Annotated in this window: 21 protein-coding genes; 15 read left to right on the top strand and 6 right to left on the bottom strand. The window is 71.1% G+C overall.

The features are described 5' to 3' along the window. Positions 1–13 precede the first annotated feature (13 nt). Positions 14–382 carry a TraR/DksA family transcriptional regulator gene (locus ASC67_RS09150; RefSeq protein ID WP_056318406.1) on the bottom strand — a complete coding sequence of 123 codons (369 nt, stop codon included), beginning with the start codon at positions 380–382 and terminating at the stop codon, positions 14–16. A gap of 18 nt (positions 383–400) precedes the next feature. Beyond that, the gene (locus ASC67_RS09145; RefSeq protein ID WP_056318402.1) at positions 401–844 is read right to left on the bottom strand and encodes a universal stress protein; all 444 of its coding nucleotides are present in this window, start codon (positions 842–844) and stop codon (positions 401–403) included. 261 nt (positions 845–1,105) lie between these two features. Here ASC67_RS09145 and ASC67_RS09140 point away from each other — a divergent pair, with 261 nt between their 5' ends. The 7 genes from ASC67_RS09140 (at position 1,106) to ASC67_RS09110 (ending at position 7,373) form a co-directional block, all read left to right on the top strand. Continuing rightward, positions 1,106–1,495: a TraR/DksA C4-type zinc finger protein gene (locus ASC67_RS09140; protein ID WP_056318399.1), complete on the top strand. Its 390-nt coding sequence runs from the start codon at positions 1,106–1,108 to the stop codon at positions 1,493–1,495. Between the two features lie 97 nt (positions 1,496–1,592). Then, positions 1,593–2,585, top strand: coding sequence for a S1C family serine protease (locus ASC67_RS09135; protein ID WP_056318397.1), 993 nt, complete (start codon positions 1,593–1,595; stop codon positions 2,583–2,585). Between the two features lie 135 nt (positions 2,586–2,720). Next, complete coding sequence (locus tag ASC67_RS09130; RefSeq protein ID WP_056318394.1) at positions 2,721–4,115, top strand: CmpA/NrtA family ABC transporter substrate-binding protein; 1,395 nt, start codon at positions 2,721–2,723, stop codon at positions 4,113–4,115. Positions 4,116–4,130: 15 nt separating this feature from the next. Then, positions 4,131–5,015, top strand: coding sequence for a nitrate ABC transporter permease (ntrB, locus tag ASC67_RS09125; protein ID WP_056318390.1), 885 nt, complete (start codon positions 4,131–4,133; stop codon positions 5,013–5,015). Between the two features lie 426 nt (positions 5,016–5,441). After that, positions 5,442–6,368 (top strand): ABC transporter ATP-binding protein, encoded by a 927-nt coding sequence (locus tag ASC67_RS09120; protein ID WP_056318387.1) that lies wholly within the window; start codon positions 5,442–5,444, stop codon positions 6,366–6,368. 71 nt (positions 6,369–6,439) lie between these two features. After that, positions 6,440–6,883 (top strand): cyanase, encoded by a 444-nt coding sequence (gene cynS / locus ASC67_RS09115; RefSeq protein ID WP_056318384.1) that lies wholly within the window; start codon positions 6,440–6,442, stop codon positions 6,881–6,883. A gap of 16 nt (positions 6,884–6,899) precedes the next feature. After that, positions 6,900–7,373: a nuclear transport factor 2 family protein gene (locus ASC67_RS09110; RefSeq protein ID WP_056318381.1), complete on the top strand. Its 474-nt coding sequence runs from the start codon at positions 6,900–6,902 to the stop codon at positions 7,371–7,373. A gap of 31 nt (positions 7,374–7,404) precedes the next feature. Here ASC67_RS09110 and ASC67_RS09105 read toward each other — a convergent pair whose 3' ends face one another. From ASC67_RS09105 to ASC67_RS20560, 4 genes are all read right to left on the bottom strand, one after another. Next, complete coding sequence (locus tag ASC67_RS09105) at positions 7,405–7,875, bottom strand: rhodanese-like domain-containing protein (RefSeq protein WP_082535919.1); 471 nt, start codon at positions 7,873–7,875, stop codon at positions 7,405–7,407. Between the two features lie 36 nt (positions 7,876–7,911). After that, positions 7,912–8,826: a YihY/virulence factor BrkB family protein gene (locus tag ASC67_RS09100; protein ID WP_056318377.1), complete on the bottom strand. Its 915-nt coding sequence runs from the start codon at positions 8,824–8,826 to the stop codon at positions 7,912–7,914. Positions 8,827–8,878: 52 nt separating this feature from the next. Continuing rightward, the gene (locus ASC67_RS09095) at positions 8,879–10,276 is read right to left on the bottom strand and encodes a PLP-dependent aminotransferase family protein (RefSeq protein ID WP_056318375.1); all 1,398 of its coding nucleotides are present in this window, start codon (positions 10,274–10,276) and stop codon (positions 8,879–8,881) included. 90 nt (positions 10,277–10,366) lie between these two features. Further along, positions 10,367–10,669 carry a hypothetical protein gene (locus ASC67_RS20560; protein WP_235566279.1) on the bottom strand — a complete coding sequence of 101 codons (303 nt, stop codon included), beginning with the start codon at positions 10,667–10,669 and terminating at the stop codon, positions 10,367–10,369. A gap of 31 nt (positions 10,670–10,700) precedes the next feature. Between ASC67_RS20560 and ASC67_RS09090 the strand changes: the two genes are divergently transcribed. The 8 genes from ASC67_RS09090 to ASC67_RS09055 all read left to right on the top strand — a co-directional run bounded on the left by ASC67_RS09090 (position 10,701) and on the right by ASC67_RS09055 (position 18,061). Next, positions 10,701–11,183, top strand: coding sequence for an MSMEG_0572/Sll0783 family nitrogen starvation response protein (locus ASC67_RS09090; protein WP_056318373.1), 483 nt, complete (start codon positions 10,701–10,703; stop codon positions 11,181–11,183). A gap of 141 nt (positions 11,184–11,324) precedes the next feature. Then, positions 11,325–12,401: a Nit6803 family nitrilase gene (locus tag ASC67_RS09085; RefSeq protein WP_056318369.1), complete on the top strand. Its 1,077-nt coding sequence runs from the start codon at positions 11,325–11,327 to the stop codon at positions 12,399–12,401. Continuing rightward, on the top strand, positions 12,364–13,443 hold the full coding sequence (locus ASC67_RS09080) for an MSMEG_0568 family radical SAM protein (RefSeq protein ID WP_056318364.1): 1,080 nt from the start codon (positions 12,364–12,366) through the stop codon (positions 13,441–13,443). The genes ASC67_RS09085 and ASC67_RS09080 overlap by 38 nt, the downstream gene beginning before the upstream one ends. A 127-nt stretch (positions 13,444–13,570) precedes the next feature. Beyond that, positions 13,571–14,143, top strand: coding sequence for an MSMEG_0567/Sll0786 family nitrogen starvation N-acetyltransferase (locus ASC67_RS09075; protein ID WP_056318360.1), 573 nt, complete (start codon positions 13,571–13,573; stop codon positions 14,141–14,143). Positions 14,144–14,156: 13 nt separating this feature from the next. Beyond that, the gene (locus tag ASC67_RS09070) at positions 14,157–15,185 is read left to right on the top strand and encodes a sll0787 family AIR synthase-like protein (RefSeq protein WP_082535918.1); all 1,029 of its coding nucleotides are present in this window, start codon (positions 14,157–14,159) and stop codon (positions 15,183–15,185) included. Beyond that, a complete protein-coding gene (locus tag ASC67_RS09065; RefSeq protein WP_056318356.1) occupies positions 15,178–16,443 on the top strand; it encodes an MSMEG_0565 family glycosyltransferase in 1,266 nt (421 codons plus the stop codon). The genes ASC67_RS09070 and ASC67_RS09065 overlap by 8 nt, the downstream gene beginning before the upstream one ends. A 26-nt stretch (positions 16,444–16,469) precedes the next feature. Next, positions 16,470–16,754, top strand: a complete 285-nt coding sequence (locus ASC67_RS09060; RefSeq protein WP_056318353.1) for an MSMEG_0570 family nitrogen starvation response protein — start codon at positions 16,470–16,472, stop codon at positions 16,752–16,754. Positions 16,755–16,777: 23 nt separating this feature from the next. Further along, complete coding sequence (locus ASC67_RS09055) at positions 16,778–18,061, top strand: MSMEG_0569 family flavin-dependent oxidoreductase (RefSeq protein ID WP_056318350.1); 1,284 nt, start codon at positions 16,778–16,780, stop codon at positions 18,059–18,061. The last annotated feature ends 8 nt before the right edge of the window (positions 18,062–18,069 follow it).

Raw genomic sequence — 18,069 nt, 5'->3', positions numbered from 1 at the left:
CGCCGGCAGCCCGTCAGCTGCGATGGGTCGCCCGGTCGGTCCGCTCCTGGCAGGCCAGGCAGTGGCGGGCCTCGGGCAGCGCGCGCAGCCGCGGCAGACCGATCGGTTCGCCGCAGCCTTCGCAGTGACCGTAGGTGCCGGTGTTCAGCCGCTGCAGCGCGGCGCTCACCTCGTCGAGTTCGCGCTGCCAGTGGCTGATCAGCGTGATCTCGAGCTCGTCGTCGGCGTCGGCCGCCGCACCTTCGTTGCCGGCGACGAAGGTGTTGCCGGTGGCCGCGGCGGGCTCGAGCAGTCGGGCGCGGTGAGCCCGTACTTCGTCACGCAGCCGGGCCTCGCGGGCCAGCAGGTCGTCGCGGAGGTCCGCGCAGGGTCGGGTGTTCATGCGGAGGGTCCTCGGGTTTCAATGAAGCATCAGCAGCGGCAGCTTGCTGCGCACCATGACGCCCCGGGTCTGCGAGCCGAACAGCCACTCGCCGAACAGGCCGCGTCCGTGCGTCACCATCACGATCAGGTCGCAGCCGCGCTGGCGGGCGGCATCCGCGATGGCGGCGTCGATCTCGTGGGCCTGCGCGAAGAAGCCTTCGAACGGGATGCCGGCGTCGCTGGCGCGCCGCTCGAACGCCGACAGCACGCCGCGCGCATGCTCGGCCGCGACCTGGGCATGCGACTCCAGTTCGCGCAGGTAGCGGGCCGCACTGTGGGTCGAGCCCACCGGCGGTGCGGGCGGCTCGGCGATGAAGGCCGTGATCGACGCACCGAGCTGGCGGGCGAAGTCGATGCTCGCCTGCATCGCGCGGTCGGACAGCGCGCTGCCGTCGACGGGAACCAGAAGGTGCTTGAACATGAGAGGGTGCCTCGGTCGGAAGCCCTGCGTTCGTTCCAGTCTAGGAGTCGCGCCAGCGCCCGGCCTTGTCCAGGATCAAGCGGAGAGGCTTAGGGCCTGTTAACGCTACCGGAGGGCTCGCGCCCGAGCTGCGCAGGCCCTAGAGCGCGTCGGCCTCCCGTCGGCGTGCTTGACCCAGCGCAAGCCGTGGTGCGGGTGCGCTGGCTAGAGTGGCCCGAACGCCGCGCACGGGGCGCGCGCAAGCTCTCGGAGGCACACACCATGAGCCCGATGCTGACGACTCTTCGGACGGTTGGCTCCGGCGCGCCTCGCGGCGTCGGCCCCGCCGGGCTCCGGGAACCGACACGCAGCCTGCTGCGGCACCGCCTGATCGACCTGGAGCGCCGTCTGGTCGACATGGCCGAGACGATCACCACCCGCCTGTGCGATGGTGCGGCGGCCGCCGAGCCCGCCGCGCCGCGGCCCGATGCGGTCGTGCTCGGCGAGGTGCGCGCGGCGCTCGCCCGGTTCGAGACCGGGCGCTACGGCCATTGCGTCGAATGCGGCGCGCCCATCGAGCCGGCGCGCCTGATCGAGCGGCCACAGGCCGGCCGCTGTGAGGATTGCGAGCACGAGCATGCGCAGCATGCCGGGCGCGCGGTCTGTTCATGAGCGGCGGCGATCCACGGTCGCGCGCCCGGTGACTGGCGCGGCGAGCCGGTGGTGCCCCGTCAGGGCGGCGGGGATCGCGGCGGCCTGCGCGGTCGGGTTGACGGCCTGTGCCAGCCTGAAGCCGCCCGCAACGGAGCCGCCGCGCCTGGCGCCGGCGAGCTTTGCGCCGGCCCTGCGGCAAGGCCTGTCAGCGGCGGTGGGCGTGTTCGGTGTCGGCCTGGCCTACTCGGCCGCCGAACTGCAGACGCCCGAGGCATGGCGCCGCGTCGGCGCGGAGCGCGTGGCCGATCGCATCGGGGCCGGGTTCGTCATCTCCGGCGCCGAGGGCCTGATCGTCACCGCCTCGCATGCGGTGGCCGGCAGCGAGCGCATCGCGGTCAGGCTGCCCGACCGGCGCATCGTCGCCGCCACGCTGGTGGGCGAGGACGAGATGGCCGACATCGCGCTGCTGCGCGTGCCGCTCGTGCTGCCGGAGCCGCCGCCGCACGGCCGTTCGGCGGCGCTGCGGCCGGGCGACTGGGTGCTCGCGGTGGGCGAACCCTATGGCCTGAACCGCTCGGTGGTGGCCGGCATCGTCGGCGGGACCGACCGTCATTTCGCAGAGGACCAGGAGCTGCTGTTCATCCAGAGCGATCTCGCCCTCAACCCGGGCAACTCGGGCGGGCCGCTGCTCGACAGCAGCGGCGCGATCGTCGGCATGAACACCCGCACCGTCGTCGGCTCCGAGGGCTCCGGCGGCGTGAGCCTGTCGATCCCGATCGAGATCGTGATGCAGATCGTCGGCGAGCTGCGCGACCAGGGCCGGGTCGCCCGGCCGCGGCTGGGCGCCGAGTTCGACGACGTGGCGCCCTTCGTCGCGCTGGACGCGCGCCGGGCCTATGCGTCCGGCGCGCGCGTCGGCGTGGTGGGCCTGGACTCGCTGGCCGAGCGCATCGGCCTGCAGGTGGGCGACATCATCGTTGGCATGAACGGCCGACCCATCGGGCACAGCGGTGACCTGGCGCGGGCACTGCTGGCCTGGCGCTCGGTCAGCGGCACGACGCTGACCGTGTTCCGCGAGCAGGCCTACCTGGAGTTGCGCCTGCAGTAGGCCCGCTGCGGCGTCCGCCGTGGCGGGACCTGCCGTGTAGTGCCACCCCTACAAAACATCCCCGCCGCGCACGATCGCGCGCGGCGCGCGGCGTCCCTAGCATCGGTTCCGAGCCACAACGCAAGGGGTGCCCTGATGAGTGACGCGCGCGATATCGACCCGTACGACGCCGACCGGCCGCTGCTGATGCGGTGCAGTTGCGGCCGCCACGGATCTGCCGCCGAGCACGCGGCCGAGGATGCCGGCGCCGAGCTGCGCCGTCGCAGCGAGACGGCCGAATTCGAGGCCTACTCGAATGCCTTCGTCGAGGCCACGCTGGTGAAGGCGCTGTTCCCGCAGGACGCGGTGCGGCGCCGCTTCCTGCGCGCCGTGGGCAAGGGTACGGCCATGGCGGCGATCGCCAGCGTGCTGCCGATCGCGCCGCTGCAGGCCCTGGCCCAGGCGGCCGGCGCGCCGGAGAAGAAGGACCTGAAGATCGGCTTCATCCCGATCACCTGCGCCACACCGCTGATCATGGCCCACCCGCTGGGCTTCTATTCGAAGCAGGGCCTCAACGTGCAGGTGGTCAAGACGGCCGGCTGGGCGCTGATCCGCGACAAGATGCTCAACAAGGAGTACGACGCCACGCACTTCCTGAGCCCGATGCCGCTGGCCATCAGCATGGGCGTGGGCTCCAACGCCACGCCGATGAACGTGGCGACGATCCAGAACACCAACGGCCAGGCCATCACGCTGGCGAACAAGCACAAGGACAAGCGCGACCCGAAGCAGTGGAAGGGCTTCAAGTTCGCGGTGCCGTTCGAGTACTCGATGCACAACTTCCTGCTGCGCTACTACGTGGCAGAGGCCGGGCTGGACCCGGACCGCGACATCCAGATCCGCGTGGTGCCGCCGCCGGAGATGGTGGCCAACCTGCGCGCCGGCAACATCGACGGCTACCTCGGCCCGGACCCCTTCAACCAGCGTGCGGTGTTCGAGGAGGTGGGCTTCCTGCACCTGCTGACCAAGGAGCTGTGGAACGGCCACCCCTGCTGCGCCTTCGGCACCAGCACCGAGTTCATCCAGCAGAACCCCAACACCTTCGCGGCGCTGTACCGCGCGGTGCTCACCGCCGCGGCGATGGCGCGCAAGCCCGAGAACCGCGAGCTGATCGCCAAGGTGATCTCTCCGCAGGCCTACCTGAACCAGCCCGAGACGGTGGTGACGCAAGTGCTGACCGGCAAGTTCGCCGACGGCCTGGGCAACGTGAGGAACGTGCCCGACCGCGCCGACTTCGACCCCATCCCCTGGCAGAGCATGGCGGTGTGGATGCTCACGCAGATGAAGCGCTGGGGTTACGTGAAGGGCGACGTGAACTACAGGCAGATCGCCGAGAAGGTGTTCCTGCTGACCGACGCCAGGAAGACGATGAAGCAGCTCGACCAGAAGGTGCCCGACGGCGCGTACCCGAAGTTCACCATCATGGGCAAGGTGTTCGACCCCGAGCAGCCCGAGCCCTACATCGGCAGCTTCGCGATCAAGCGCACCTGAGCGGACCGGACGGCCATGAACGGAGCTCGTTCGCTCAACCTGCGCGCCGGCCTGCTGTCCGCGCTGATCCTCGCGCTGCTGCTGATCGTGTGGCAGCTCGCCACGCGGCCGGCGGCGGGCAGCAAGGCGCCGGCCGCAGCGATGACGGCCGAGCAGATCGAGTACGCCCGCCTGCTGGGCAAGGACCCGGGCGCCAAGGCCGGCTCGACCGCCGGTCGCTCGGGTTTCCCGACGCCGGCCCAGCTGGGCAGCAAGGTGGTCGAGCACCTGTCGCATCCGTTCTATGACAACGGCCCGAACGACAAGGGCATCGGCCTGCAGCTCGCCTATTCGCTGGGTCGCGTGGGGCTGGGCTTCGCGCTGGCGGCGCTGGTCGCGATCCCGCTGGGCTTCCTGATCGGCATGAGCCCGCTGGTCTATCGCGCGCTCGATCCCTTCATCCAGGTGCTCAAGCCGATCTCGCCGCTGGCCTGGATGCCGCTGGCGCTCTACACGATCAAGGACTCGTCGATCAGCGGCATCTTCGTGATCTTCATCTGCTCGGTCTGGCCGATGCTGATCAACACCGCCTTCGGCGTGGCCGGCGTACGGCGCGAATGGCTCAACGTGGCCAAGACGCTGGAGGTGAGCCCGCTGCGCAAGGCCTTCGAGGTGATCCTCCCGGCCGCGGCGCCCACCATCCTGACGGGCATGCGCATCAGCATGGGCATCGCCTGGCTGGTGATCGTGGCCGCCGAGATGCTGGTGGGCGGCACCGGCATCGGCTACTTCGTGTGGAACGAGTGGAACAATCTGTCGCTCACCAACGTGATCTTCGCGATCCTGGTGATCGGCGTGGTCGGCATGCTGCTGGATCTGCTGTTCGCGCGGGCGCAGAAGGCGGTGACGTATGTGGATTGACCTCCTTCGTTGTTCGCGGGCCGCTTCGGCGTGCGGCCCGAGGGCGGTGGCCTGCGCGAGCTTCACTGCGCCGCCTTCGCCTGCCGGCGAAGGTTCGCTGCGCTGCTCGCTCCGCGAGGGCGGCTGCGATGACTCCGCCGCGCCGCTGGACGCGGCACGGCATAGAGCCTTCTCGCCGGTCCGCCGCCCGGCGGCGGACTGCCCCTCGCTGCACTGCGCTGCTCGCCGGCGCAGAGGCGCCCGCGCAGGCCACCGCCCTCGGGCCTGGATGCAGCCGAGGGATTCGACCACTGCAACGCACGGTGCGTCTGGCAAGGGTGAGGCTGAGGCCGCGGGCGCGCCTCTGGTACCCCAGCGAAGCGACCGCGGCCTCAGCCTCACCCTTGCGTGCTCGGTGCAAGCAAGCCAGATGCGCAAGACCGGCCCATGCCCATGAACTCACCCACCCCCTTCCTCAAGATCGAGGGCCTGGCCAAGACCTACCCCGGGTCCACCGAACCGGTGTTCGACGGCGTGAATTTCGGCATTGCGAAGGGTGAGTTCGTCTGCATCATCGGCCACAGCGGCTGCGGCAAGACCACCATCCTCAACGTGCTCGCAGGCCTGGAGCAGGCCAGCGCCGGCCATGTGTTCATGGACGGCCGCGAGGTCGCCGGACCGAGCCTGGAGCGTGGCGTGGTGTTCCAGGGCCATGCGCTGATGCCCTGGCTCAGCGTGCGCCGCAACATTGCCTTCGCGGTGCGCAGCAAGTGGCCCGACTGGACCGCACCCCAGGTCGACGCACAGGTCGAGAAGTACGTGACGATGGTCGGCCTGGGGCACGCCATCGACAAGAAGCCGGCGGCGCTGTCGGGCGGCATGAAGCAGCGCGTGGGCATCGCGCGCGCCTTCGCGATCGAGCCCAAGATGCTGCTGCTCGACGAACCCTTCGGTGCGCTCGACGCGCTGACGCGCGGCAGCATCCAGGACGAACTGCTGAAGATCTGCGCCGAGACGCACCAGACCGTCTTCATGATCACGCACGACGTCGACGAGGCCATCCTGCTGGCCGACAGGATCCTGCTGATGAGCAACGGCCCGCAGGCGCGCGTGGCGGAGATCGTGCGCAACACCATGCCGCGCGACCGCCAGCGCGCCACGTTGCACCACGACCCGCAGTACTACCGTATCCGCAACCACCTGGTCGACTTCCTCGTCGCGCGCTCGAAGGACCTGGCGCACGGTCGTGCGCCGGCGTTTCCGCCCGAGGTGCATCCGGGCGTCGATGCCTCGCCGGAGGCCGATACCGAACCCGCCGCGCTGGTCACCGGCGTGGCCTCGCCGAACCGAGTGCCGCTGCAGCGAGTGGTGTGAGCGATGTCATCCACTCGTCCACGCACGCCCTCGATCACCCCTCCCTCTGTCCCACCCCACCGGAGCACGCCATGAGCCGTCTCGAAGTCACCGAAAAGATCGTCGCCACCAAGGTGGCCAAGGGCCTGAAGTGGTCCGATATCGCCGCCAAGGTCGGCCTCAGCAAGGAATGGACGACGGCCGCCTGCCTCGGCCAGATGACGCTGACGAAGGAGCAGGCCGGCATCGTCGGCGAGATCTTCGGCCTCAGCGACGCCGAGCAGAAGTGGCTGATGGTGGTGCCCTACAAGGGCTCGCTGCCGACCACTGTGCCGAGCGATCCGCTGATCTACCGCTTCTACGAACTCGTCAATGTGTACGGCACGACCTTCAAGGAGCTGATCCACGAGGAGTTCGGCGACGGCATCATGAGCGCGATCGACTTCAAGATGGACCTGCAGCGCGAGCCCCACCCCGCCGGCGACCGGGTCAGCATCACGATGAGCGGCAAGTTCCTGCCCTATAAAACCTACTGACGGCAGGATCTGCTTCATGACTTCAGAGACCCGCCCGCCCGTCCCCCCGTTCACGGTGGAGACCGCACGCCAGAAGGTGCGCATGGCCGAGGACGCCTGGAACACCCGCGACCCCGATGTCGTGGTGCGCGTCTACACCGAGGACACGCGCTGGCGCAACCGCAGCGAGTTCCCGTTCGGCCGCGAACAGGTGCGCGCCTTCCTGCAGCGAAAGTGGGCCCGGGAGCTGGACTACCGGCTGATCAAGGAGCTATGGGCGTGCGACGGCCCGCGCATCGCGGTGCGCTTCGCCTACGAGTGGCGCGACGACTCGGGCCAGTGGTTCCGCAGCTACGGCAACGAGAACTGGGAGTTCACGCCGCAGGGTCTGATGGCGCGCCGCTACGCGAGCATCAACGACCTGCCGATCGCCGAGGGCCAGCGCCTCTTCAAGTGGCCGCTCGGGCGGCGCCCCGACGATCACGCGGGGCTGAGCGAGCTGGGTCTCTGACGAACCGGCGTCGCCTGCGGACGCCCCGCGTTCAGCGGGGCGGCATCTCGGTCGGGAAGTGGCGCTCGGTCCACTCCTTCATGCCGCCGTCCACATAGCGCACGTTGGTATAGCCCTGCGCCTGCAGCATCGTGGCCAGCTTGCTGGAGCGGTTCTGCGTGCGGCAGATCAGCAGCACCGGCCGGGCCGGGTCGCGCGGGATCTCCGACTGGCGCTCCTTGATCTGGCTCAGCGGCAGGCGCAGCGCGCCCGGCGCGACGCCGGTCGCCGCGTGCTCGTCGGGCTCGCGGATGTCGATCAGCAAGGCCTGGCCCGCGGCCGCGGCGGCGCGCGCTGTCTCGAGGTCGACCTTCGGCGCGGCGGGCTGCTGCGCCTGCGCGCGCGCGATCGCCGGCAGGGCCAGCGCGGCGGCGCATGCCGCGAGCAGCAGCGCGCGCCGTGCGACATCGGTGCGGCCGCGACGGCGTGCGGGCCGCTTGGGGGTCGTCGGGTTCGGTGTCATGTGTCGCTCCTGTTCGAGTGGCGCACACCAAGCAGCTTACGCGCCGGGCGGGCGCGCGACCAGCTCGCGCTGCACCGCCATCGCCGTGGCACGCGGCAGGATCGGGCGCCCCCGCGCTTCGAGGTGGGCCCGGGTGAACGCGGCGCCGAACAGCAGGATCAGCGACGAGTAGTTGACCCACACCAGCAGCAGCACCAGCGAGCCGGCCGCGCCGTAGGCCGAGCCGGTGGCGGTGTGGGTGAGGTAGAGCGCGATCAGCGTGCGCCCGACCGTGAACAGCCCCGCGGTGACGGCGGCGCCCATCCACACGTCGCGCCAGGCCAGCACCACGTCGGGCAGGATGCGGAACATCGCGGCGAACAGCAGCGTCACCACCCCGAGCGACAGGGCGATGTCGAGCAGGCCCAGCGACCACGCCGGCACCGGCAGCCAGGTCTCGGCGAACACCATCACCGCACGCACCGCCACGCTGAGCAGCAGCGAGACCAGCAGCACGAAGCCGATCGCCAGCACCACCGCGAGCGACAGCACGCGGCTCTTGACCAGCAGCAGCACCGTGTTGCGCGTCGGGCTGGGCGCGACCGACCAGATCGCGTTGAGCGACTTCTGCAACTGCGCGAACACCGTGGTGGCGCCCAGCAGGATCAGGCCGAAGCCCAGCAGCGTGGGCCACAGGCCGTTGCGCTCGAAGCGGGCGCCGGCCACGGCGGTCTGCACGAAGCCGGCGGCCTGCGCGCCGATCACCGACTCGAGCTGCGCCATCAGCTGCCCCTGTGCCGCCTGCTCGCCCAGCACCAGGCCGATGACGGTGATCGCGACGATGACGACCGGCGCGATCGAGAACACCGTGAAGAAGGCCAGCGCCGCGGCGTAGACGAAGGCCTGGCTGTCCAGCCAGTAATGGGCGGCGCGGCGGCCTACGTCGAGCCAGTAGCGGAGGAGCTCGGGCATGGCCGCATTGTGACGGCGCCACGCGGAGCGCCCCGGGCGCCGCTCTGCCGTCCTACATCACGGTGGCATGCGGATGCAGCGGATGGTCCAGGGTGTCGGCGATCAGCCGCAGCGCGGCGTCGCAGTCGTCGCGCGTCAGTGGGCCGCCGAGGCAGATGCGCACCGCGTCCGGCGGGTCCCCGTCGGTCGAGAACGCGGCGCTGGCCACCACGCCGACGCCCTGGGTGCGCAGGTAGGACGCGAACTCCACCGTGCTCCACGACGACGACAGCGGCAGCCAGAGGTGGAAGCCTTCCGGCTGCGCCTGCACCGCGTGGCGCGCCAGGTGGCGGGCCGCCATCGCCTGCCTGGCGATCGACTCGTTGCGGATCGCCTGCAGCATCGCCTGCGCGCTGCCGTCGACGACCCAGCGGGTGGCCAGCGCATTGGTCACCGGCGACGCCATCACCGTGGTGGCCCGCAGTGCGCCGGCCAGCCGCTGCGCCTGGCGCTCGCTGGGCGCGCTGACGTAGGCGGTGCGCAGGCCCGCGCCGAGGCACTTGCTGAAACCGGTGACGTAGTAGGTGAGCTCCGGCGCCAGCAGCGCCAGCGGCGGCGGTACCTCGCGCGGCAGCATCGAGTAGGCGTCGTCCTCGATGATCGGCACGCTGTAGCGCAGCGCGATGTCGGCCAGCGCCTCGCGCCGTCGCTTCGAGGTCGTCAACGTGGTCGGGTTCAGCAGCGTCGGGTTGCAGTACAGCGCCTTGGGCTTGAGGGTCTTGCAGGCCTGTTCGAAATCGGCCGCGCTCGGACCCTCGTCGTCGAGCGCCAGCGCGTGCAGCTGCACACCGAGCTGGGTGGCGATCGCCTTGATGCCCGGGTAGGTGAGCGACTCCACGCACACCAGCTCGCCGGGCCGTGCCAGCTGCGACACCAGCGCGGCCAGCGCGCTGTGGATGCCGGGGCAGACCAGCACGCGCTCGGCGCTGCAGTCCGGCAGACGGTGGCGCAGCCACTGGACCGCGGCGTCCTTGTCCTCGGGCGCGCCGCCGAAGTCCTGGTAGCGCATCAGCGCGTACAGGTCGGTGCGGGCCATCAGGTCGCGGGCGCTCTCGCGCAGGCGCTCGACCAGCGCCGTGTCCTCCGGTTCGGGCGGCAGGTTCATCGTCATCTCCGCGCCGCTGCCGCCGCGCAGCGGCACGGCCGGGCTGCGGCCGCGCACGTAGGTGCCCATGCCGGGGCGCGAGTCGATCAGCCCGCGCTTGCGCGCCTCGCCGTAGGCGCGCGCCACCGTCGTGTAGTTGAGCCGCAGGCTGTCGGCCAGCTGGCGCAGCGTCGGCAGGCGCTCCTGCGCGCCGAGCCGGCCGGTTCGCAAATCCTCGGCGATCAGGTCGGCGATCAGCAGGTAGGCGGGCCGGTCGCTGCCCTCGAGTCGGCGCAGCCAGTGCTGCATGGGTTTGGCGGTGGCCATGGGCGGGGAGGGGAGGAAAAATGGGAGGGGGAGACCCGGAGGACATCGAGGGACGGGCAGGCAGTCCCTTGCCGCCATTGATTGCATCGTTCATGCCATCACCGGGGCGCACGGCACCGCCGATGGCGCCCAGCGGCGGTGCGCCGAGCCCCGTTGATCGGAGGCATTGATCGCATCGCGCCGCCTCACGCCGGTGCGCATGCCCTGGAGCAGATAAGGGGCATCGCCACCGTCGGGCGGGGTCGCAAAAAAGTTGCCGGCAACGGCGGCCGCATGCCTGCGCTTTGATCGCAACTTGATCGCATCAACGCGCCGCGCCGCGCGGTCGGCGTGGCACACCGCGTGCAAAGAGAGCGGGGCGCGCAGCACCGCTCGCTCTTCCGTCTTCCTCACGGATCCCCGTCAACTGCCAACGGAGTACGCCATGCCCAAAGTCACCCGCCCCGCCAACGAGAAAGGCGAGTTCCTCGTCGATTACGAAGAGAAGGTCTTCGAGGACGTGAAGGCCGAGCCCGGCGAGAAGGCGCTCGTCACCTTCCACACCGTCGCCTTCGAAGGGTCGATCGGCTTCGTCAACCTGCTGCAGGCCACGCGCCTGCAGCGCAAGGGCTTCGAGACCTCGGTGCTGCTCTACGGCCCGGGCGTCACGCTGGGCGTCAAGCGCGGCTTCCCGACGCTCGGCGACGAGGCCTTCCCCGGCCACCAGAACTTCAACAACCAGATCGCCAAGTTCATGAGCGAGGGCGGCAAGGTCTACGCCTGCCGCTTCGCGCTGCAGGCGCTGTACGGCCATGGCGAAGGCGCGCTGATCGAAGGCATCCGCCCGATCAGCCCGCTGGACGTGCTGGACATCATCCTGCTGCACCGCAAGTCCAACGCCTTCATCCTGGACACCTGGACACTTTGACCACCCCCGTTGCGGCCGCGCCGCTCCCCCTCGAGGGGACGACGCTGGCGGGCCGGCAGAGCCGGACCCGCGGCGTCTGCGCGATGGGCCGTGCCTCGGCCTGCGCCCGGCTTCTCGTCGAACCGTCATGGAGATCCTGAGATGAGTTCCCCTCGCACCGTCCGCGCTGCCGCGGTCCAGATCGCGCCCGACCTCGAGCGGCCCGCGGGCACGCTCGAGCGCGTGCTCGCGGCCGTCGACGAGGCGGCCGCGCAGGGGGCGCAGCTGGTGGTGTTCCCCGAGACCTTCGTCCCCTACTACCCCTACTTCTCGTTCGTGCTGCCGCCGGTGCTGCAGGGTGCGCCGCACCTGCGGCTGATGGAGCACGCGGTGGTGGTGCCCGGCCCGGTCACGCAGGCGGTCGCCGAGCGGGCCCGCGCACGCGGCATCGTCGTCGTGCTCGGCGTCAACGAGCTCGACCACGGCAGCCTCTACAACACCCAGCTGGTGTTCGATGCCGACGGCGCGCTGATCCTGAAGCGCCGCAAGATCACCCCGACCTACCACGAGCGCATGGTCTGGGGCCAGGGCGACGGCGCCGGCCTGAAGGTGGTCGACAGCGCGGTCGGCCGCATCGGTGCGCTGGCCTGCTGGGAGCACTACAACCCGCTGGCGCGCTACGCGCTGATGACACAGCACGAGGAGATCCACTGCGCCCAGTTCCCCGGCTCGATGGTCGGGCAGATCTTCGCCGACCAGATGGCGGTGACGATCCGCCACCACGCGCTGGAGTCGGGCTGCTTCGTCGTCAACGCCACCGGCTGGCTGACCGACGCGCAGATCGCGTCCATCACGCCCGACCCGGGCCTGCAGAAGGCACTGCGCGGCGGCTGCCACACCGCGATCGTCTCGCCCGAGGGCAAGGACCTGTGCACCCCGCTGACCGAGGGCGAGGGCCTCGTCTATGCCGACCTCGACATGGCGCTGATCGCCAAGCGCAAACGCATGATGGATTCGGTGGGCCACTACGCGCGCCCCGAGCTGCTGAGCCTGCTGATCAACGACCGTCCGGCCACGACCTCGATGCCGATGCCGGCCACCCCCGCTATTCCCGCCGTTACCGCGGCCCTCCGGAGTTCCGCCCATGAGCACCACGACCCTCGGCCCCGCACCGACCTTGTCGCCGGAGAGCCGCCAGTTGATGACCGAGCTGCAGTCCTTCGGGTTGCGGCTGGCTGATCCGGGCTCGCCGAATGCCGGCGTGGCCAGCCGTCGCGGCGGCGCGGGGCCGTCGGACCACAAGGCGGTCATGGTCGATGGCCACACGATCATGGTGCCGGTGCACACCCAGGGCGCCTGGGCTTCCCCGTTCGTCGCCGAGGCGCCCGACGCCAGTGGCACGAGCCGGCTGACGCGCGGCAGCATCCCGATCGCGCGCATCGCCTTCCCGAAGGCGCCGCGCTTCTATGCGCTGCAGACCTTCGACGGCGTGCCCTATCCGCACATCGCCACGTTGCACGGCTCGGACGTGCTGGCCACCACGGTGCTGCAGACTTGCATCCGCTACGAGAGCCGCCGCAAGACCTGCAAGTTCTGCGCGATCGGCCAGAGCCTCGCGGCCGGCCGCACGGTGGCGCACAAGACGCCCGAGCAGCTCGCCGAGGTGGCGCGCGCCGCGGTGCTGCTCGACGGCGTGAAGCACATGGTCATGACCACCGGCACCCCGCCCACGCCCGACCGCGGCGCGCAGGTGCTGTGCGACAGCGCTTTCGCGATCCGTGCGGCGGTCGACCTGCCGATCCAGGCGCAGTGCGAGCCGCCGGACACCGACCAGTGGTTCGTGCGCATGAAGGCCGCCGGCATCGACACGCTGGGCATGCACCTCGAGGTGGTGACGCCCGAGCTGCGCGAACGCATCATGCCGGGCAAGGCCACGGTGCCGGTCGAGCGCTACCTGGAGAGCTTCGAGGCGGCGGTCGGCGTGTTCGGCCGCGGCCAGGTGTCGACCTACATCCTGGCCGGCCTGGGCGACACGCGCGAGGCCATCCTCTCGATCGCCGAGAAGCTGGTGGCGCTGGGTGTCTACCCCTTCGTCGTGCCCTTCGTGCCGATCAGCGGCACGCCGCTCGAGGACCACCCGGCGCCGAGCCCCGAGTTCATGAAGTCGGTGCTGGAGCCGCTGGGCGCGATGGTCAGCGCCGGGCGCCTGCGCTCGAGCGACATCAAGGCGGGTTGCGGCAAGTGCGGGGCGTGCTCGTCTCTCTCCGTGTACGAATCATGAACCCCCCCGTTGCGGCTGCGCCGCTCCCCCCAGGGGGCGCCGCTGGCGGACCGGCGGAGCCGGACCCGCGGCGGCTGCCGGCGGGGGCCGGCGTGCTTGCGCGATGGGCTTGTGAGTGGAGGTGGTCATGCTGACCCTGGACGTGGTGTGCGACCTGCCGCTGGCCTTCACCCCCTGCGAGTTCCGCGTCAAGTGGGCCGACGGCGCCTGGGAGATCAACGAGGCGCGGCGCCTGCGCCGCCTGGTGTTCTGCATCGAGCAGGGCCTGTTCGGCGGCGGCGATGACATCGACGCGATCGATGCGCATGCGCAGCCGCTGGTGGCGCTGTCCTGCGTGGGCGGCATGAGCGACCAGGTGGTCGGCACCGTGCGCATCCACCCCGGCCTGAACGAGGGCGACGACGGCGTGTGGTGGGGCTCGCGCCTCGCGGTGCACCCGGCCTTCCGCAGCCACGGCCGGCTCGGTGCGACGCTGATCCGGCTGGCGGTGAGCAGCGCGCACGCGCGTGGCGCGCGGCTTTTCCTGGCGCACGTGCAGGCGCAGAACCGCGCGCTGTTCGAGAAGCTGCACTGGCATTGGCTGAAGGACGAGGCGCTGCACGGCCGCCCGCACTGCCTGATGCAGGCCGACCTGGCGCAGTACCCGCCCTGCCACGATCCGCTGACCGGCTACGTGGCGCAGAGCCGGGCCCGCGCCTGACGAGGACGCCGGCATGGACGACGGAATGCGGGGCCAGGACGGGCTCGACGGGCTCGCCTCGGCGCTGCTGCGCGGGCGCGGCTTCGCGCACAAGCGCGACATCAGCGACGTGGTGTCCGCGCTGTCGGCCGCGCTGCCCGGCGGCACCGCGGCGCTGGGCCAGGCGGTCGGCGTCGGCGACGACTGCGCGGCGATCCCCGATGGCGACGGTGGCTACCTGCTGTTCGCGATCGAGGGCTTCGTCGACGACTTCGTGCAGCGCATGCCCTGGTTCGCCGGCTACTGCGGCGTGATGGTGAACGTGAGCGACATCTGTGCGATGGGCGGGCGTCCGATCGCCGTGGTCGACGCGCTGTGGAGCCGCGGCATGGCGCCGGGCCGGCAGGTGCTCGAGGGCCTGGCGGCCGCGTCGCAGCGCTACGGCGTGCCGATCGTCGGCGGGCACAGCAACAACCAGGCGGCCGGCGGGCAGCTCGCCGTGGCGATCCTGGGCCGCGCGAAGACGCTGCTGACGAGCTTCAACGCCCGCCCCGGCGACACCCTGGTGATGGCGATCGACCTGCGCGGCGCCTACCAGGAGCCCAACCCCTACTGGGACGCGTCGACCGGCGCGCCGGCCGAGCGGCTGCGCGCCGACATCGAGCTGCTGCCGGCGTTGGCCGAGAGCGGCCTGTGCGACGCGGCCAAGGACATCAGCATGGCCGGCGCCGTGGGCACGGCGCTGATGCTGCTGGAGTGCTCGCGGGTCGGCGGCGTGATCGACGTGCAGGCGATCCCGCGCCCGCCCGGCGTGCCGCTGCTGCGCTGGCTGCAGTCCTTTCCGAGCTTCGGCTTCGTGTTCAGCGTGCGGCCGGCGCAGGCGGCCGCGGTGGCGCGGCATTTCGAGTCGCAGGGCATCGCCTGCGCCGCGGTCGGCGAGGTCACGGCGAACCCGCAGTTGCATCTGCGCGACGGCGAGGCGAGCACGCTGCTGTGGGACCTGACGGCGCAGCCCTTCATCGGCGCGCGGGCCGTCGGGCCGCGGGAGCCGGCCCATGTCTAACCGTCGCCTGCGCATCGGCCTGCTGACCCATTCGGTCCATCCGCGCGGTGGCGTCATCCACACGCTGGAACTGGCCGATGCCTTGCACGAGGCAGGCCACGAGGTGACGGTGATGGCGCCGGCGCTGCCCGGGCAGGCGCTGTTCCGCACGCCGCGCTGCGCGGTCGAACTGGTGCCGGTGGCGCCGGCGCCGGCCGACCTGGCGAGCATGGTCGCGTCGCGCCGCGACGCCTGCATCGACCATCTCGCGCCGCGGGTGACGTCGCGCGGCTACGACGTGCTGCATGCGCAGGACGGCATCGGCGGCAATGCACTGGCGACGCTGCAGGAACGCGGGCTGATCGACGGCTTCGTGCGCACCGTGCACCACCTCGACCACTTCGACGACGCGCGCGTGATGGCCTGGCAGCAGCGTGCCTTCCTGCAGGCGCGCCAGGTGTTGTGCGTCAGCCAGACCTGGTGCGACATCCTGCAGCGCGAGCACGGCGTCGCGGCGGCGCTGGTGCACAACGGCGTCGACCTGCGGCGCTATGGCCGCCAGCCCGGCGCCGCCGATGCGCGCGTCCGGCGCCGCTACGGGCTGCGCGCCGGCGCCTCCCACGGCGCGCCGGTCTATCTGGCGGTGGGCGGCATCGAAGAGCGCAAGAACACGGTGCGTGTGCTGCAGGCCTTCGCGGCCCTGCGCGCGCGGCAACCCCAGGCGCAGCTGGTCATCGCCGGCGGTGCCAGCCTGCTCGACCACGACCGCTACGCGCGAGAGTTCACCGAGGCGCTGGCCGCCAGCGGCCTGCGCGTCGGGCCGGGGGCCGACGTGGTGATCACCGGCACCGTCGCCGACGACGAGATGCCGGCGCTGTTCCGCGCCGCCGACGTGCTGGTGATGGCCTCGCTGCGCGAAGGCTTCGGCCTGGTGGTGCTGGAGGCGCTGGCCTGCGGCACGCCGGTGGTGGTGTCGCGCCAGGCGCCGTTCACCGAATACCTGCCGGCCGACGAGCAGCACGGCGAGGCCTGCTGGGCCGACCCGCTGAACCCGCTGTCGATCGCCGACGCGATGGCGCGGTCCTGCGAACCGGGGCGCGCCGAGGCGTTGGCCCGGGCCGTGCCCGAGGTCTGCCGGCGCTACAGCTGGACGGCCAGCGCCGCGCGCCACGTCGCGCTGTACCGCGCGATGCGGGCGCTGGTCGGCCACGGCTTGCCGCTCGCCGCGGCGGTGCCCACCGAACCGGCCGCGATGGACGCCGCCCCTGTCGTTTCCTGACCTCACGTTTCCTGGAGATTTGCCCCATGCCCGCGATGCATTTCCACCTGCGCTGGCCCGACCGCAGCGAGACGCGCTGCTACTCGCCGTCGCTGGTGATCAAGGACTACCTCGTGCCCGGCAGTGCCTACCCGCTGCCGGAGTTCCTGGCCCGCAGCCGCGAGGCGCTGCACATCGCCTCCGAGCGCGTGCGTGCCAAGTTCGGCTACGCCTGTTCGATGGCGATGGACCAGCTGGCGCAGATCGAGGCCACCGCCGAACGCTTCGACGCGCAGGCCGAGGTGGAAGTGCTGCGCTTCGACGAAGCCTGACCCGAGCAAGAAGGACCCACGCCATGAACCCCACCGCAGAACACCACAGCGTCGCCATCGTCGGCGGCGGCCAGGCCGGCCTGTCGCTGAGCTACTACCTGAAGCAGCGCGGCATCGACCACGTCGTGCTCGAGAAGCGCTCGCCGCTGCACGCCTGGCGCACGCAGCGCTGGGACAGCTTCTGCCTCGTCACGCCCAACTGGCAGTGCAAGCTGCCAGGCTGGGAGTACGCCGGCAGCGACCCGCACGGCTTCATGAAGAAGGACGAGATCATCGAGTACCTCGACGGCTTCGTGAAGCATGTGGACGCGCCGGTGCGCAGCGGCCTGACGGTGCAGCGCGCCGCGCCGCGCGCCGGCGGCGGTTTCGAGATCGCCACCTCGCAGGGCCACTACAGCGCCGACCAGGTGGTGGTGGCCTCGGGCGGCTACCACCAGCCCATCATCCCGCGGCTGGCCGAGCGGCTGCCGCGCGAGCTGCTGCAGATCCACTCCGAGCAGTACCGCAATGCGCAGGCGCTGCCGCCCGGCAAGGTGCTGGTGGTGGGTAACGGCCAGTCGGGCGCGCAGATCGCCGAGGACCTGCACCTGGCCGGTCGCGAGGTGGTGATGGCGACCGGCGACGCGCCGCGCTGCGCGCGCTTCTACCGCGGCAAGGACGTGGTGGACTGGCTGGCCGACATGGGCTACTACGACATGCCGGTGCACGAGCACCCGCTGCGCGAGGGCGTGCGCGACAACACCAACCACTACGTCACCGGCCGCGACGGCGGGCGCGACATCGATCTGCGCAAGTTCGCCAGCGAGGGCATGGAGCTATACGGGCTGCTGAACGGCCTGGAGGGCGACACGCTGCACTTCAACCCCGACCTGCGCGCCAACCTCGACCACGCCGACCGCATCTACAACGGCATCAACGCCGCGATCGACAAGCACATCGAGAAGGCCGGCCTCGACGCGCCGCCGCCGTCGGCCTACCGGCCGGTGTGGGAGCCGGCGGCCGAGCGCACGCGGTTGTCGCTGCGCGAGTCCGGCATCGGTGCCGTCATCTGGTGCATCGGTTTCTCGCCCGACTTCAGCTGGCTCGACGCGCCGGTGTTCAACGGCCGCGGGCAGCCCGGCCACGTGCGCGGCGTGACCGCGCTGCCGGGGCTCTACTTCATCGGCCTGCCCTGGCTGCACACCTGGGGCTCGGGCCGCTTCTCCGGCGTGGCGCGCGACGCGCTCTACCTGGCCGAGCAGATCGAGGCGCGCCGGTCGGTACCGGCCCGGGCCGACGAGGCGATGGCGGAGTCGATGCTGTCCTGAGGCACTCG

The organism is Methylibium sp. Root1272, from assembly GCF_001425905.1.
GTDB lineage: Bacteria > Pseudomonadota > Gammaproteobacteria > Burkholderiales > Burkholderiaceae_C > Methylibium.
Note: the sequence above shows the minus strand (reverse complement) of the source record. Positions and strands in the feature narration are given on the sequence as shown.